The organism is Aurantiacibacter sp. KMU-128, assembly GCF_056933515.1.
Window position 1 is genome coordinate 347,501 of sequence record NZ_JBXORT010000001.1, and the last position, 14,026, is coordinate 361,526.

Here is a 14,026-nt window from a genome sequence, read left to right on the forward strand (position 1 = left end):
GGCCGAAGGCTCGATGATATGTGTCTGCTGTCGCTTGATCGAAGCAGACGAACACGATGCGATCGAAGGCATCTGGCCATTTGCGCACCATCTCGGCTGCCGTGGTGGTTGCCACTTCCGCCGCCCCATCAGGGGGATAGCCGAAACGTCCGGTCGAGATCGCGGGAAATGCGATAGTAAGCAGGCTGTGCGAACGGGCTAGCTCTAGCGATGTTCGATAGCAGGAGGCGAGCTTTTCGGGTTCGCCCTTTTCGCCGCCTTGCCAATTTGGTCCGACTGTATGGATGATATGCTTGGCTGGCAGACGGTATCCCCGTGTGATCTTCGCCTGGCCGATTTTGCATCCACCCAATAGCCGGCATTCGTGGACCAGTTCGGGTCCCGCCGCGCGGTGGATCGCGCCGTCCACACCGCCGCCGCCCAGCAGCGATGTGTTCGCGGCGTTGACGATAGCGTCGCCCTCAAAACGGGTGATGTCGCCGACTTCTATCTGCAAAATGCCGTCTGTTTCATGCGTGATTCCAGAGGACTAGGCCAGCCACTCAGCGACTTCAAATCTCTCGCCACCGGCGCAAGTCTTCGATAGGCTACGCCAACCGGGGGGGGAACTGGCACCATGCCCAAGAACATCGTCATTCTGCTCGATGGCACGTCGAACCAGATCAGCGAGCACCGCTCCAACGTGCTGCGGCTATATGGCATTCTGTCCAAGCAACCCGACCAGCTGGTCTATTACGATCCCGGCGTTGGCACATTCGGCTCGGCAGGGATGTTTTCCAACATCAAGACCAAGATCGTCGAGCTGTGGGGTCTCGCCACGGGCTATGGCATGGATGCCAATGTGAAGGAGGCGTACCGCTTTTTGGTCGAGAATTACGAGGCGGGGCAATCGGGCGCGGCGAGTGCGGGGCCGTCGCCGCGCGATCGCATCTATATTTGCGGCTTCAGTCGCGGGGCCTATGCCGCGCGGGTGCTGGCGGGCTTTATCAATGCCTTCGGTCTGATGGAGAAGCGCAACCTAAACCTGCTCGATTACGCCTATCGCGCTTACAAGCGCATTGGCGAGCACGGTCAGGACGACAGCACCAGCGAAGCCTTTGCCGAAATGCGGCTGTTCGAGCGCATTCTCGATCCCGACCGACCGCCGATCCGTATGCTCGGCCTGTTCGACACGGTCGCCTCGGTGATCGAGCCCGCGCGTTACGGCTACCGCCTTGCCAGCCACGCTTTCACCAATCGCAATCCCAGTGTGCAGAGCATTTTCCACGCACTCGCGATGGATGAACGCCGCACCATGTTCCGCCATGTGCCATGGGAGGAAGGCGGCGAATATCGCGGCAATCCGTTCAATCAGGCGGGCGCCGTGCCGCAGGAAGTCGAGCAAGTGTGGTTCCCTGGCTTTCACGCCGATGTTGGCGGCGGTCACCGCGAGGAAGACAGCGCGCTGTGCAAGATTCCGCTGTTGTGGATGATCAAGCAGGGCGAGCGCGCGGGGCTGCATTTCTCCAAGACCAGCATCAAGAAACTGGTGATGGCGGATGAAAAGGACAGCAAATACACAGCGCCCGATCCGCTGGCCCCGCGCAAGAACTCGATGACATGGGGATGGAAACCGCTCGAAATCCTGCCTTGCCGCAAGCCTGCGGGTTCGCGGCGACGATCATTGCTCGGATGGATCATCCCGTGGTTCGAAAGCCGGCATGTTCCCCATGGCGCGAAGCTGCACCGCTCGGTGGAAGCCCGGCAGCGCAAGGAAGGCGACTGGCCGCCCAACACACCGCCGCCGGGCCACTTCACCATTGTCGACTGACAGGCGGCAAGGGAAGCGGGGCCGACCAAATCCGAGGTGGGTTGCCAAGGCCAATCGCGCTACACTGCGGCCAAACAGATTCGTCGCAAGAGGACTTTCCCCAATGCATATTGATCGCCGCAAGTTTCTCGCGCTGACCGGAACCGCCTTCTCCGCCGTGCTGGCGGCGGGATGCACGCCCGATGCGCGGATCCTCTCCACGCCGTCTTCGGCAAACCGCTTCGGCCCCTTGCAGCCCGATCCGGCGGGCATTCTCGATCTGCCCGAAGGCTTTTCGTACCGCGTGATCTCTCGCCTTGGCGATATGATGGATGATGGCGAGGGCGTCCCCGATGATGCGGACGGCATGGGCTGTTTCGACATCGGCAATGGCAAGCTGGCACTGGTGCGCAATCACGAAATTTCGCCCGGTCAGGACAATCTCGTCGCCGTGCAGCCTGCCTTCGATACGGTGCAGCGCAGCCTGCTCGCGCTTCCCGGCGGTACAAGCACGATCATTCTTGATGCCGAGACCTTGGAGGTCGAGCGGCAATATCGCAGCCTTGCGGGCACGATCCGCAATTGTGCTGGCGGAGTCACCCCGTGGAACACCTGGCTCACCTGCGAAGAGAACACGACGACGGTTGAGCAGGCCGGTGGCCGCATCAACCAGAACCATGGCTGGGTGTTCGAAGTGCCTGCCGATAGCGGCGGACTGGTCGATCCGGTGCCGCTCACCGCCATGGGCCGATTCAATCACGAAGCCGCCTGCGTCGATCCGGCAACCGGCATCGTCTATATGACCGAGGATCGCGGGGATTCGCTGTTCTACCGCTTCATCCCCGATGTGCCGGGCGATCTGGCAGCGGGCGGCACCTTGCAGGCGCTGGTGCTCGACGGATTGCAGGACACCCGCAACCGCGCTGACGCTTCGGAAGCGATCGCGGTGGGAACGCCCGTTGCAGGCCACTGGATCACGCTCGATAATGTCGAGGCGCCCGAAGACGATCTGCGCACGCGTGGCGCTGCTGCAGGTGCGGCGATATTTGCGCGCGGCGAGGGCATCTGGATGGGCGATGGCGAGATGTATTTCACCGCAACCAGCGGCGGCGCCGCGGGCGAAGGCCAGATCTTCCGTTTCACGCCGCGCGCCAGCGGGCCGGACGTGCTCGAGCTGTTCTACGAAAGTCCCGAAGCCAGCGAATACAGCTTTGGCGACAATCTGGTGGTCTCGCCCTTTGGCGATCTGATCGTGTGTGAAGACCAGTATGGCGACACGGTCGACAATTACCTGCGCGGTATTACGCCAGCGGGCGAGGCCTATGCCTTTGCCCGCCTGCGCTTGCAGACCGAGCCTGCAGGTGCCTGTTTCAGCCCCGACGGGCGCACCATGTTCGTCAATGCTTATAGCCCCACGATGACCCTCGCGATCACAGGGCCTTGGCCGACGGCATAAGCGCGGCGCATGGCATCTGTCCTGTTCGTCTGCCTCGGCAATATCTGCCGCTCACCCATGGCCGAAGGTGCGATGCGCGCGACGGCGGATGCGGCGGGGCTTGATCTGGTGATCGATAGTGCCGGAACAGCCGCCTATCATGTCGGCGAGCCACCCGATCCGCGCGCGGTGGCCTGCGCCGCTGCGCATGGAGTCGATATCTCGCGCCTGCGCGGGCGGCAGGCGATTCTCGACGATTTCTACGATTTCGATCACATCTTCGCGCTGGACGGGCAGAACCTCGCCAACCTCAAGCGCATCATGCCGGATGATGCGACCGCCACGCTCGGGCTGCTGCTCGATGTCCTTCCCGGGCAGGAGGGCAAGCCGGTTCCCGATCCCTATTATGACGGGGAGGATGCTTTCGATTACACTTGGCGGCTCGTCAGCGCGGCGGCCGACGCGATCGTGGCGAAGCTGCAAAGGTGAACTGGCAGCGCCGTATCACTGCCATCACGGGGAGCGAGGTCGTGTCCTCGCGCAAGCTGGCGGGCGGCGATCTGGGCGGCGCGACCTGTCTCAAACTGGCGGACGGACGCGCGCTGGTAGCGAAGGACGGGCCGTTGGCGATGCGCGAGGGCGCGATGCTGGAAGCGATTGCGACAACCGGTGCGCCTGCGCCGCAAATCCATCACCGCGCCGAAGGCCTGCTGCTGATGGACTATGTCGAAGCGGACGGGGCGAAGGATTGGCTGAGCCTCGCCGATGGGCTGGCACTACTCCACGCACCGCGCGACGAGGCGTATGGCTGGGACGAAGACTACGCTTTCGGCAGCGTCGCCGTCGCCAATGCGCGGTGCGAGGACTGGCCGCAATTCTGGGCCGAGAGCCGTCTCGTCTGCCATGCGGCGCATATCGACAGCAGCATCGCTAGGCGGCTTGACCGGCTGGCCGCGCGCCTGCCCGATCTGCTCCCGCGCTACCCGACGCCGAGCCTGCTGCATGGCGATTTATGGGGCGGAAATATCCTGTTCCATCAGGGCAAGCTCGCCGCGCTGATCGATCCGGCGAGCTATATCGGCGACCGCGAGGTCGATGCGGCGATGCTCACCCTGTTCGATCACCCGCCCGATGCGTTTTTCGAAGCCTTGCAGCCAGAGCCGGGCTGGCGCGAACGCCTGCCCGTTTACCGGCTATGGCCGCTGCTGGTGCATTTGCGGCTGTTTGGTGACGGCTATCGCGGGCCGGTGGTGAGCGCGCTCCACGCGCTGGGCGTGTAGCGCGCTCAGCCCAACCTAGCCGACAATGGCGAACTGCGTTGCGATCAGATCGCTGCAGAAACCGGGGTTGCCGGGCACAACCGGACGACCGGTAAGCTGCCACTGGCCGGGTGCGATTTCGGTCAGCGTTCCCTGCAGCTCTGCAGCGCCGTAGCCCTCGGGCTGGGTGATCCAGTCGCGCGGCTGGAGGTTGATCCCCGAATCCCCGACCATCCAGATACCTTCCGCGTGGAAACTGCCCGCGACCATGCCGGAAGGGCCATCGCGGCCCGCAAGCGTCGGGAAGAAGCCGATGATCGCGTCGACATTGTAGCCGACGACCTGCTGCACGCCGTTCTCGTCAGGATCGATGATCGTGTCCATGGTTGTCAGTTCGAGATAGAAGCCATGCTCGCCGTCCTGGCACCTGTAGCTGCCGCCATAAGTGCCCGAAGGCCCGGCCAACTCGTCCTCTAGCGACGGAGCATTCGCAAGGTAATCGGGTTCACCCTGCGCCATCGTCGTTGTCGAGCAGGCGGTGCCGAGCGCAAGAATCGAAGCGCAGGCGAACGAAATGCGGGTGACTTTCAACATATCATACACTCCCTCTGTCACCGCCACGAGATCCCGCAGCGGAAGTGACTATTGCCAATCGTCATCGGGAGGCAGAGCAGGAAAGCGCTGTCAGGCTAACCCCGCGAGCGGTTTGCCCCCCAAATCGCATCAGTGATGATATTCAGGGGAAGTCGAACTGCAACACACAAATGCTGTTAGGATAGCTCCGGAAACGGCGTCCATTCGCCGCCATCGGGGTCTTCGGCGAAGATCCCTTCGAGCAGCGCGTCGATCACGTCTTCGGGCTTGGCCGGATCCCACGCCGGATTGTTGTCCTTGTCGATCAACACCGCGCGCACGCCCTCGGCGAAATCGTGGCGCAGCATCATGCGGCTCGCGATACGGTATTCCATGCGCATATTGTCGGCGAAAGTTTCGCACTGCGCGTTCTCAGCGAATTGCCGCAGCGCGACCTTGCCGGTGGTGGGGCATTTCGCCTTCACCGCTTTCAGCTCTTTCTTCGCCCAGTCGCTGCCATCGGCTTTGAGCGCGGCGATGATCGCTTCCAGCGTGGCGTGGCCGAACAGTGCGTCGATTTTGACGGCATTGCCCGCAATGCGCGCATTGGGCGCGTGGCTTGCCATATTGTCGAGCACGCCCGCAGGCGCTTCGCCCGCAATGATCCGCGCCTTGGCTTCGGCGAGTTTTTCGCTGGTGAGGTAATGCGTGGCGAGGCCCGCCCATTTGCACTCCGCCCCGTCGAGCCGCGCGGCGGTGAGCGCGAGGAAATTGCCCGTCGCACCGCGCAGGCGGGGGAGATACCAACCCGCACCGACATCGGGGAACAGGCCGATATTGCCTTCTGGCATGGCGAACATCGTGTTCTCGGTCGCGACGCGCAGCTGGCAGGGCTGCGAAATGCCGACACCGCCGCCCATCGTCACGCCGTCCATGAAAGCGACGATCGGCTTGGGATAGGTGAACATCAGATGGTTGAGTCGGTACTCGGCATGGAAAAACGCGCGGCCCGATACGCCGTCATCCTCCAGCGCGGATTTCCGCACCATCGCCACATCGCCGCCCGCGCAGAACCCGCGGCCTTCGGCATGGTCGAGGATCACGGCCGTGATCGCATCATCCTCGCGCCAGGCGAGCAGCGCTTCGGACATCGCCTCGCACATGCCTTGCGTCAGCGCGTGCAGCGCCTTGGGGCGGTTCAAGGAGATATGGCCGACGGGGCCGTGGGTATGGATGTGGACTTCGGTCATAATTCCTCCCCGGAACGGGGAGGGGGACCACCGAAGGTGGTGGAGGGGCACCCGCCGCATTCCAAGCCATTTAACGTTCGAAGAGGCCGAGAGTGCCCCTCCACCATGCTTCGCATGGTTCCCCTCCCCCGATGGGGGAAGAATGTTTCACTGCCGCAGCAAATCGCGCCCGACAATCATGCGCATCACCTGGTTGGTGCCTTCGAGGATCGAGTGCACGCGCAAATCGCGCCAGAAGCGTTCGATGGGGTAGTCTTTCAGATAGCCGTAGCCGCCGAAAATCTGCAGCGCATTGTTGACGACATTGCTGCCGCTATCGGTCGCGAGCCGCTTGGCCATGGCGGAGAAACGGGTCTTGTCGGGCGCGCCATCGGTGACCTTCGCAGCGGCGAGGTAGAGCAGCGCGCGCGCCGCCTCCAGCTCGGTCGCCATATCGGCGAGCATGAACTGTGTGTTCTGGAAATCGGCAATCGGCGTATCGAATTGCTGGCGATCCTTCGAATAGGCAATCGCCTCGTCAAGGCAACGCTGCGCGCCGCCGAGCGAACACGCGCCGATATTCAAACGGCCCCCATCGAGGCCCGCCATGGCAAAGCGGAAACCTTCGCCCTCCGCGCCCACACGGTTCGCAACCGGCACGCGGGCGTCTTCGAAAATCACCTGCGCGGTGGGGGAGGCGTTCCAGCCGAGTTTCTTCTCCGGCGCGCCGAAGCTGACGCCCGGCGTGTCCTTGTCGACCACCAAGCAGGTGATGCCGCGCGTCTTGTGTTCGCCCGTACGCACCATCACGACATAGATATCGTTCACCCCGCCGCCGGAAATGAACTGCTTGGTGCCATTGAGCACATAATGCTCGCCATCCAGCTTGGCGCTGGTTTTCAGCGCCGCCGCGTCCGACCCGCTGCCGGGTTCGGTGAGGCAGTAACTCGCCAGCTTCTCCATGCTGATGAGATCGGGCAGGTAGCGGCCCTTCAGATCGTCCGACCCGAAGGTGTCGATCATCCATGCGGCCATATTGTGGATCGAGATAAAGGCGCTTGTCGTCGGGCAGCCATAGGCCATGGCTTCCATGATCAGCGCGGCTTCCAACCGGCCGAGGCCGATGCCGCCCGATTCCTCGCTGACATAAATCCCGCCAAAGCCCAGCTCTGCCGTGCTTTTGATGAGATCGACGGGGAAGTGGTGCTTCTCATCCCACTCGCCCGCGTGCGGAGTGATGTTGTCGGCGGTGAAACGCTGCGCCATTTCCTGAATGGCGAGCTGGTCTTCATTGAGCTGGAATTGTCCGGTCATGGTGCGTTGCGTCTCCTGCGCTTCCCAATGTCAGGAAGTGATTGCAGGTGCAACCAGTGCGATGGGCGATATTATTGCGCCCGTTGGACCTGTGCGGGCTGTTCGGGAACCGGATTGGGGTTGAACGGCTCGGGCGCGGTAGGGCGGGGCGCGAAGCCGGTGGCATTGTCCATCGGTTCGGGCGCGAAACCCTCGGTGCTGATAATCAGATCGTGTGGTTCAGCATGGACGACCGGCGGATCCTCTTCGCTGTCGCCCTCGCTGCCGAACGCGGGCTGGGTTGCCGTGTCGTCAGCGCCGTTGTTGGTGGCTGCAGGCCGCGCCTGGGAAGACCCTGTCTGCGTGCGCCCGGCAGTTGCCAGATCGCTCCCGGAAATGCTGGCAGTGCTTCCCACCGCGGCATTGCGGCTCTCCAGATCGTCACCACAGGCCGCCAGCAGCAATGGCAGCGCGAGCAGCGAAACAGATTTCAGCGGTTCCATCATGACTCTCGTTAGAAGTGATTCGCGTGAGATCAGCCGCAATGTATCCGCGTGATGGTGAAGGAATCGTCATACTCTACATTCAGCCGGTCCATCCGGTAATCCATCGTCACGGCCGAGCGCGGGGGGATCCAGCGCAGGGTGCGCGCGCCGGTCGCGCCCAGCAGATGCTGGCCGACCTCCGCTGTAGCCCGTTCCCCCAGATGCGCTTGCGCGCGGGTCGCATCGCATTCGCCCTCCGGTGCGGCGCGCATCGGCGGGTCTTCGCCCGCATCTGGCGCAGTGGTGGCGCAAGCGGCGAGCAGGGGAAGGGCGAGTATGGTGCAGAGCTGTTTCATGCGCCGCATTCTAGCGCAAAGCGCGCAAACCCGCTAGGCGACTGGGCCAAGAGGAGGCGCGCAGCTATGGCCGGTTTGTGGTTCGAGGAATTTACTGTCGGGCAGGTGTTCGATCATCCCTTGCGGCGCACGGTGACCGAAACCGACAATGTCATGATCACCACCATGACGCACAATCCCGCCGCGCTGCATCTTGATGCCGAATATATGAAAGGCACCGAATATGGCCGCGTGCTGGTTAATTCGTGCTTCACGCTCAGCCTGATGGTAGGAATCAGCGTCAATGACACGACGCAGGGCACCGCCGCCGCCAATCTCGGCTGGGACGAAGTGCGCTTCCCCGCGCCGGTATTTGTCGGTGACACTTTGCGGATCGAATCCGAAGTGCTCGATCTGCGCGAAAGCAAGAGCCGCCCCGCGCAAGGCATCGTTACTTTCGCCCACCGCGCCTTCAACCAGCACGGAACGCTGGTGGCGAGTTGCAAGCGGGCGAGCCTGCAAAACAAGCGACCCGATTGACCGCACAAAGCCGCGATAGTATGCGCCGCGCTGCCCGAGCGGGTGTAGCTCAATGGTAGAGCAGCAGCTTCCCAAGCTGACGACGAGGGTTCGATTCCCTTCACCCGCTCCATATTTTCTGTCCTACCGCTTCGCTGACACTCGGTTGTCCTATCGCTTCGCTACTTGAGGACGGGAGGACTGCTCCATATGATTGTCGGGACCGAATAGACCGGAGCTTGCCCCATCACCGCCCTTTTCCTTGCCTTTCTCGCCACTGCGCTTGCCATGCTGGCGGGGCGGGAGGCGGTGCGGGTGGCGCGGTTTTCGGCAGCTGGGGCATCTACGGGTGCGTTGCTTGTCGTTATCGCGATCGTTGCTATGGGCGCCTGCGCGCTGGCGGCCTGGCTGGCGGGCGAGTTCGCGCCGCTCTTTACGCCGCGCCAGCAAAGCTGGTTTGTCGCCGCGGCATTGGTGTTTGCCGCACTCGAAGTGATCTTCCTCGACGCGCCGCCCGCGCCCAAAGAGCCAACGCAGTCGCTGGGCGCGCTTGGCATTGTGCTGTTTGCTGGTGTTCTCGCCGATGCCAGCGGGCTGGTGATCCTGTCGCTGGCGGTGGCGACGGCTGAGCCCGTGCTTGTCGCCATTGGCGGCGCTTTGGCGGTTATTATTGTCACCGGCTTTGCCGCGCTGGCGGGCGAGGATTGGCACAAATTGCCGCGAACAGTGCTGCGCTTTGCAGTTGGTGCGGTGTTGCTGGCTGCGGGCGCAATAATCGTATTCTTCCCGCCTGCCGCACTTCAATAATCGTCAAAAGCGATCAATGCGGTCGATTGTTTTCCGGAACAATGTCCTGTCCTCGCCCGTTCGTGAGGCAAAGAAGACATTGAAAGGACACATTTATGGCACACGCCGGAGACAATTCGAAAACCGCACTGATCGATGGTCTGAACGGCCTTCTGGCCGATCACCTGGCGCTATACTTCAAGACCAAGAATTTTCACTGGCACGTCACCGGCCCGCGTTTCCGCGATTTGCACCTGCTGTTTGACGAGCAGGCCATCGAGATCCGCGACCAGATCGACGCGATTGGCGAGCGGGTGCGCAAGAACGGAGCGATGACGCTCACCAGCATCGGCTCGGTTGCGCAGGTGACGCAGATTGCCGATCAGGACGACACTTCGCTGTCGGCCGAGGCGATGATTACCGAGCTGCACGATGATAACCAGAAGCTGGTCGAACGGCTGAAGGCGCTGAAGAAGCACGCCGAAGAAGCGGGCGACAACGCGACCGATGGTCTGCTCGACGATTGGACCGATATGGCGGAGGAGCGCGTGTGGTTCCTCAGCTCGACGCTCAACTAAGCGCTGGCGCATACGTATCGAAAGCCGCCGCCGGGTCTCGCCCGGTGGCGGTTTTGTGTTTAGGGAGAGGGCATGGCTGACATTAACATCATCGAAAGTGCAAGCGACGCGCAGATTGCGGCGTTTCTGGAAGACTATCTGCAGGGCGCGCTTGCCGACAGCGAGGGGCGCATCGCCATCAGCGTGCCCGGCGGTTCCACCCCGTTCCCGATTTTCGAGGCGCTGACCAGGACCGGTCTCGACTGGTCGCGGATCGATGTGTGGCCGGGCGATGACCGCATCGTTCCCGAAGACCATCCTGCCAGCAATACCGGCAAGATCCGCGCTTTGCTGGAACCGGTTGGCGCCAGTGTTGTGACGCTGTCCGAGACCGCGGCGCCGCCACGTTTCGCCATGGTGTGGCTCGGTATGGGGGCGGACGGGCATATCGCCAGCCTCTTCCCCAATACCGATCCGCAAGTGGACGAGCCCGCGCGCATCAAGCGCCTCACGCCCGATCCGCTGCCGCCCGAGGCTCCCTTCGACCGCATTACGCTCACCATTCCGGCATTGCTCGACAGCGATGCGCTGATGTTCGTTATTCGCGGCGAGGAGAAGCGCCCAGTGTTCGATGCAGGGGCGGCAGGCGGGCATGATCTGCCGGTCGCGCGGCTGCTCGGCGCGGCGGACCAGAAGGTGGTATGCTTCACCTGATCCCGGCCCCGCTGCACCGGCTGGGCCTGCGCCGGGCGCACGCCTTGCGCAAAATCTTCCGCAAGGTCTGGAAGCCCGACCTGTTCGGTGTCGCCGTGGTGCTGCGCGATGGCGAGGGCCGCGTGCTGCTGGTGCGGCACAGCTATGGCCCTGCCGGCTGGGCGCTGCCCGGTGGCGGGATTGGCCGCAACGATGATCCGGCTGAAGGCGCGCGCCGCGAAATGCGCGAGGAGCTTGGCTGCGAACTGGAAGAGCTGGAACTGCTGCGGACGTTCTCCGAGGTGATTTCCGGCGCGCAGCACACCGGACACCTGTTCACCGCGCGCCCAGACCGCGATCCGGTGGTCGACGGGCGCGAACTGGCGGAGGCGCGCTGGTTTGCGGTGGAGGAGCTGGCGGGGGCGAAGCTGACAAGAGTGACGCAGGAGAGGTTGAGCGCTTTGGGTTTGCTTTAGCCTCCCCTCCCGCTTGCGGGAGGGGCTGGGGGAGGGCCTGTAAACAACAAGCGCCGGAAGCCCACCCCGCTGCGACTAGGCAGCAAGCTGCCAAGTCTCGCTGCCCCTCCCTCAAGGGAGGGGATGACTACAGCAAACTAAGCTGCGCGCTGTCCTCAACCTCTTCCTCCGCCTCCCGCTCCAGATTGCTCAGCGTCACGCCCATCAGCCGGATCGGCAGCGGCAGGGGCAATTCCGCCGCCAGCAATTCATGCGCCAGACGCGCAAACTCGGCCTTGTCCGCCACCGCCCGATCCAATGACCGCGCCCGCGTCATCGTCTGGAAATCGGTGAATTTGACCTTGAGCGTCACAGTACGCCCCTTCGCCTCTTTCTCGGCGATGCGGCCCCATACGATGTCGATAATCCCGTCCAGCGTCTCGCGCAGCTTGCTCCCAGAGGAAATGTCCTCGCCAAACGTCCGCTCCCCGCCAATGCTCTTGCGGATGCGGTTGGGGCGCACGGGTCTGAGATCAATGCCGCGTGCCGCGCGGAACAGGTAATCGCCGAAACTGCCGAAATGCGCGCGCAGCCAGTCGGCATCCTTGGCCGCTAGATCGGCCCCTGTCTCGATGCCGAGCCGCGCCATTTTCTCCGCACCCTTCGGCCCCACGCCGTGGAACCGCTGCACGGGCAGCGACTGCACGAAAGCCGCGCCTTCGCCGGGGCGGATGACGCACAAGCCATCGGGCTTGTTCTGGTCGCTCGCCAGCTTGGCGAGGAATTTGTTGTAACTCACCCCCGCGCTCGCGGTCAGCTGCGTTTCTTCGCGTATCGCCTTGCGGATCGCCTGCGCGATGGCGGTCGCGCTGCCGATGCCGTGAATATCCTCGGTCACGTCGAGATAGGCCTCGTCGAGGCTCAGCGGTTCGACCAGCGGGGTGTGGTGACGAAAGATCGCGCGGATTTGCGCCGAGACCTCGCGGTACACATCGAAGCGATGCTTCACGAGGATCAGGTCAGGGCATTTGCGTCTGGCGGTGACCGAAGGCATCGCGCTGCGCACGCCGAATTTGCGCGCTTCGTAACTCGCCGCCGCGACCACGCCGCGCCCGCCCGCGCCGCCCACCGCCACCGGCTTGCCGCGCAATTCGGGATGGTCGCGCTGTTCGACGCTGGCGAAGAAGGCGTCCATATCGACATGGATGATCTTGCGGAGGCCATCCGCCTCGGCATCGTCATCGCTGTCCTGCACATCAGCCATCGCAGTGATATAGGCGGATCAAAGACGCGGGGCAAAAGGCTTTCCTTTTGCAACCTATACGCGCAAGAACGATTCCATGAGCAGTGCGCCGAGCCTTCCCGCCCATCGGGGCAAGACCTTGAGCGAGCGCGAGATGATCGTGCTGATGGCCTCGCTGATGAGCTTGCAGGCGTTCGGCATCGATTCCATGCTCCCCGCGCTCGGCCAGATCGCGGAGGATATGGGCGCAGAGGGCAATTCGCGGCAATTGGTGATCGGCGCCTACTTCCTCGGCGGCGGGATCGGGGCGTTCTTCCCCGGGGCCTTTGCTGACCGCTTCGGGCGGCGGCCGGTGCTGGCGCTGGCGCTGATCGCCTATGTCGCGCTGTCACTCGCCTGCTCCTTGGTGACCAATTACGATTTGCTGATCGCCTTCCGGCTGGTGCAAGGTGTGCTGTGCGCCGGCCTCAGCGTGGTGCCCGCCGCCATTGTGCGCGACCAGGTGGGCGGCGACAAAATGGCGCGGCTGATGAGCCTGATCATGATGATTTTCCTCGTCGTCCCCATCGTCGCGCCGGCCATCGGGCAGGGCATTATGTATCTGTTCGGATGGCGCGCGATTTTTGATGTGATGGCGGTGATGGGCACGCTGATCGGCATCTGGGCGTGGCTGCGCCTGCCCGAAACACTCAATGCTGAGAATGTGCAGGACATCCGCGTGCCGACGATCCTGCGGAACATGGGCAAGGCGCTCTGGGCGCGCGAGAGCATCGGCTATGTCGTTGGCAGCGCGCTGGTGTTCGGCTCGCTGTTCGGCTTCCTCAATTCGAGCCAGCAGATCATTTCCGAGACATTCGGCATGGGCGATTATTTCGCTTTGATCTTTGCCAGCGGCGTGCTCGGCATGGTGGCGGCGAATTTCACCAATTCGCGCATTGTCGAGAAATTCGGCGCACGGCGGCTGAGCCATGCGGCGCTGTTCGTCTTTATCGGCGTTTCGGTGCTGCAAGTGTGGAGCGCCGCGCAGGCGGAGCAGCCGCTATGGCAATTCATGGGGCTGATGGCGCTATCGATGGCGATGCTCGGCTTTGTCGGCGCGAATTTCTCCTCCATCGCGATGCAACCTTTCTACCACATCGCGGGCGCCGCCAGCAGCGCGCAGACGGCGGTGCGCATGAGCACGGGCGCCATTTTGGGCGCGGTGATCGGCGGGAGGTATGACGGAACGACGCTGCCGCTCGCCTACGCCATGCTCGCCTGCGGCCTGCTCGCGCTCGCCATCGTGCTGTTCAGCGAGCGGGGGCATTTGTTCCGGCGGGTGAATATCGGGAAGCGGGTGCCGGTGGTGCCGCCCCCCGAACGCTAGGCGAGGGCG

17 protein-coding genes and 1 tRNA gene (1 of these 18 only partly in view) are annotated in these 14,026 nt (G+C 63.2%); 11 read left to right on the top strand and 7 right to left on the bottom strand.

Annotation, left to right across the window (positions count from 1 at the left end; translation table 11 throughout):
- Positions 1-496, bottom strand: the 5' portion of a protein-coding gene (locus ACS0VV_RS01765; RefSeq protein ID WP_483531021.1) for an O-acetyl-ADP-ribose deacetylase. It extends 29 nt beyond the left edge of the window; only the first 496 of its 525 coding nucleotides appear in the window; it begins with the start codon at positions 494-496; the stop codon falls past the left edge of the window.
- Between the two features lie 120 nt (positions 497-616).
- Between ACS0VV_RS01765 and ACS0VV_RS01770 the strand changes: the two genes are divergently transcribed.
- The 4 genes from ACS0VV_RS01770 to ACS0VV_RS01785 all read left to right on the top strand — a co-directional run bounded on the left by ACS0VV_RS01770 (position 617) and on the right by ACS0VV_RS01785 (position 4,504).
- Positions 617-1,810 (top strand): DUF2235 domain-containing protein, encoded by a 1,194-nt coding sequence (locus tag ACS0VV_RS01770; protein WP_483531022.1) that lies wholly within the window; start codon positions 617-619, stop codon positions 1,808-1,810.
- 103 nt (positions 1,811-1,913) lie between these two features.
- Positions 1,914-3,245: an alkaline phosphatase PhoX gene (locus tag ACS0VV_RS01775; protein ID WP_483531023.1), complete on the top strand. Its 1,332-nt coding sequence runs from the start codon at positions 1,914-1,916 to the stop codon at positions 3,243-3,245.
- Between the two features lie 9 nt (positions 3,246-3,254).
- Positions 3,255-3,713, top strand: a complete 459-nt coding sequence (locus tag ACS0VV_RS01780) for a low molecular weight protein-tyrosine-phosphatase (protein WP_483531024.1) — start codon at positions 3,255-3,257, stop codon at positions 3,711-3,713.
- On the top strand, positions 3,710-4,504 hold the full coding sequence (locus ACS0VV_RS01785; protein ID WP_483531025.1) for a fructosamine kinase family protein: 795 nt from the start codon (positions 3,710-3,712) through the stop codon (positions 4,502-4,504). The genes ACS0VV_RS01780 and ACS0VV_RS01785 overlap by 4 nt, the downstream gene beginning before the upstream one ends.
- Before the next feature lie 15 nt (positions 4,505-4,519).
- Here the strand turns inward: ACS0VV_RS01785 and ACS0VV_RS01790 are convergent, their stop codons facing one another.
- From ACS0VV_RS01790 to ACS0VV_RS01810, 5 genes are all read right to left on the bottom strand, one after another.
- Positions 4,520-5,077: a hypothetical protein gene (locus ACS0VV_RS01790; protein WP_483531026.1), complete on the bottom strand. Its 558-nt coding sequence runs from the start codon at positions 5,075-5,077 to the stop codon at positions 4,520-4,522.
- A gap of 176 nt (positions 5,078-5,253) precedes the next feature.
- Positions 5,254-6,309 carry an enoyl-CoA hydratase/isomerase family protein gene (locus tag ACS0VV_RS01795; protein WP_483533479.1) on the bottom strand — a complete coding sequence of 352 codons (1,056 nt, stop codon included), beginning with the start codon at positions 6,307-6,309 and terminating at the stop codon, positions 5,254-5,256.
- Positions 6,310-6,453: 144 nt separating this feature from the next.
- Entirely contained in the window at positions 6,454-7,599 is a 1,146-nt protein-coding gene (locus ACS0VV_RS01800) for an acyl-CoA dehydrogenase family protein (RefSeq protein WP_483531027.1), read from the bottom strand.
- A gap of 71 nt (positions 7,600-7,670) precedes the next feature.
- On the bottom strand, positions 7,671-8,084 hold the full coding sequence (locus ACS0VV_RS01805) for a hypothetical protein (protein WP_483531028.1): 414 nt from the start codon (positions 8,082-8,084) through the stop codon (positions 7,671-7,673).
- Between the two features lie 29 nt (positions 8,085-8,113).
- Positions 8,114-8,419 (bottom strand): I78 family peptidase inhibitor, encoded by a 306-nt coding sequence (locus ACS0VV_RS01810; protein ID WP_483531029.1) that lies wholly within the window; start codon positions 8,417-8,419, stop codon positions 8,114-8,116.
- Positions 8,420-8,485: 66 nt separating this feature from the next.
- Here ACS0VV_RS01810 and ACS0VV_RS01815 point away from each other — a divergent pair, with 66 nt between their 5' ends.
- The 6 genes from ACS0VV_RS01815 (at position 8,486) to ACS0VV_RS01840 (ending at position 11,429) form a co-directional block, all read left to right on the top strand.
- A complete protein-coding gene (locus ACS0VV_RS01815; protein WP_483531030.1) occupies positions 8,486-8,938 on the top strand; it encodes a MaoC family dehydratase in 453 nt (150 codons plus the stop codon).
- A 38-nt stretch (positions 8,939-8,976) separates the two neighbouring features.
- Positions 8,977-9,050, top strand: a tRNA-Gly gene (locus ACS0VV_RS01820).
- Positions 9,051-9,205: 155 nt separating this feature from the next.
- Complete coding sequence (locus ACS0VV_RS01825) at positions 9,206-9,724, top strand: TMEM165/GDT1 family protein (protein ID WP_483531031.1); 519 nt, start codon at positions 9,206-9,208, stop codon at positions 9,722-9,724.
- Between the two features lie 95 nt (positions 9,725-9,819).
- Complete coding sequence (locus ACS0VV_RS01830) at positions 9,820-10,281, top strand: Dps family protein (RefSeq protein WP_483531032.1); 462 nt, start codon at positions 9,820-9,822, stop codon at positions 10,279-10,281.
- 72 nt (positions 10,282-10,353) lie between these two features.
- Positions 10,354-10,974: a 6-phosphogluconolactonase gene (locus ACS0VV_RS01835; protein WP_483531033.1), complete on the top strand. Its 621-nt coding sequence runs from the start codon at positions 10,354-10,356 to the stop codon at positions 10,972-10,974.
- On the top strand, positions 10,962-11,429 hold the full coding sequence (locus ACS0VV_RS01840; RefSeq protein WP_483531034.1) for an NUDIX hydrolase: 468 nt from the start codon (positions 10,962-10,964) through the stop codon (positions 11,427-11,429). The genes ACS0VV_RS01835 and ACS0VV_RS01840 overlap by 13 nt, the downstream gene beginning before the upstream one ends.
- A 127-nt stretch (positions 11,430-11,556) precedes the next feature.
- On the opposite strand, the gene dinB is transcribed toward ACS0VV_RS01840, so the two are convergent.
- On the bottom strand, positions 11,557-12,672 hold the full coding sequence (gene dinB, locus ACS0VV_RS01845) for a DNA polymerase IV (protein WP_483531035.1): 1,116 nt from the start codon (positions 12,670-12,672) through the stop codon (positions 11,557-11,559).
- A 76-nt stretch (positions 12,673-12,748) separates the two neighbouring features.
- On the opposite strand from dinB, the gene ACS0VV_RS01850 reads away from it, so the two are divergent.
- On the top strand, positions 12,749-14,017 hold the full coding sequence (locus ACS0VV_RS01850; RefSeq protein WP_483531036.1) for a multidrug effflux MFS transporter: 1,269 nt from the start codon (positions 12,749-12,751) through the stop codon (positions 14,015-14,017).
- Positions 14,018-14,026: the final 9 nt, after the last annotated feature.

Excerpts from the sequence above, each read along its gene's own strand:
- ACS0VV_RS01835 (WP_483531033.1), top strand. The coding sequence starts at position 10,354 with ATGGCTGACATTAACATCATCGAAAGTGCAAGCGACGCGCAGATTGCG.
- ACS0VV_RS01800 (WP_483531027.1), bottom strand. The coding sequence starts at position 7,599 with ATGACCGGACAATTCCAGCTCAATGAAGACCAGCTCGCCATTCAGGAA.
- ACS0VV_RS01815 (WP_483531030.1), top strand. The coding sequence starts at position 8,486 with ATGGCCGGTTTGTGGTTCGAGGAATTTACTGTCGGGCAGGTGTTCGAT.
- ACS0VV_RS01830 (WP_483531032.1), top strand. The coding sequence starts at position 9,820 with ATGGCACACGCCGGAGACAATTCGAAAACCGCACTGATCGATGGTCTG.
- ACS0VV_RS01780 (WP_483531024.1), top strand. The coding sequence starts at position 3,255 with ATGGCATCTGTCCTGTTCGTCTGCCTCGGCAATATCTGCCGCTCACCC.
- ACS0VV_RS01840 (WP_483531034.1), top strand. The coding sequence starts at position 10,962 with ATGCTTCACCTGATCCCGGCCCCGCTGCACCGGCTGGGCCTGCGCCGG.
- dinB (WP_483531035.1), bottom strand. The coding sequence starts at position 12,672 with ATGGCTGATGTGCAGGACAGCGATGACGATGCCGAGGCGGATGGCCTC.
- ACS0VV_RS01850 (WP_483531036.1), top strand. The coding sequence starts at position 12,749 with ATGAGCAGTGCGCCGAGCCTTCCCGCCCATCGGGGCAAGACCTTGAGC.
- ACS0VV_RS01770 (WP_483531022.1), top strand. The coding sequence starts at position 617 with ATGCCCAAGAACATCGTCATTCTGCTCGATGGCACGTCGAACCAGATC.
- ACS0VV_RS01810 (WP_483531029.1), bottom strand. The coding sequence starts at position 8,419 with ATGAAACAGCTCTGCACCATACTCGCCCTTCCCCTGCTCGCCGCTTGC.
- ACS0VV_RS01790 (WP_483531026.1), bottom strand. The coding sequence starts at position 5,077 with ATGTTGAAAGTCACCCGCATTTCGTTCGCCTGCGCTTCGATTCTTGCG.
- ACS0VV_RS01805 (WP_483531028.1), bottom strand. The coding sequence starts at position 8,084 with ATGATGGAACCGCTGAAATCTGTTTCGCTGCTCGCGCTGCCATTGCTG.
- ACS0VV_RS01825 (WP_483531031.1), top strand. The coding sequence starts at position 9,206 with ATGCTGGCGGGGCGGGAGGCGGTGCGGGTGGCGCGGTTTTCGGCAGCT.
- ACS0VV_RS01775 (WP_483531023.1), top strand. The coding sequence starts at position 1,914 with ATGCATATTGATCGCCGCAAGTTTCTCGCGCTGACCGGAACCGCCTTC.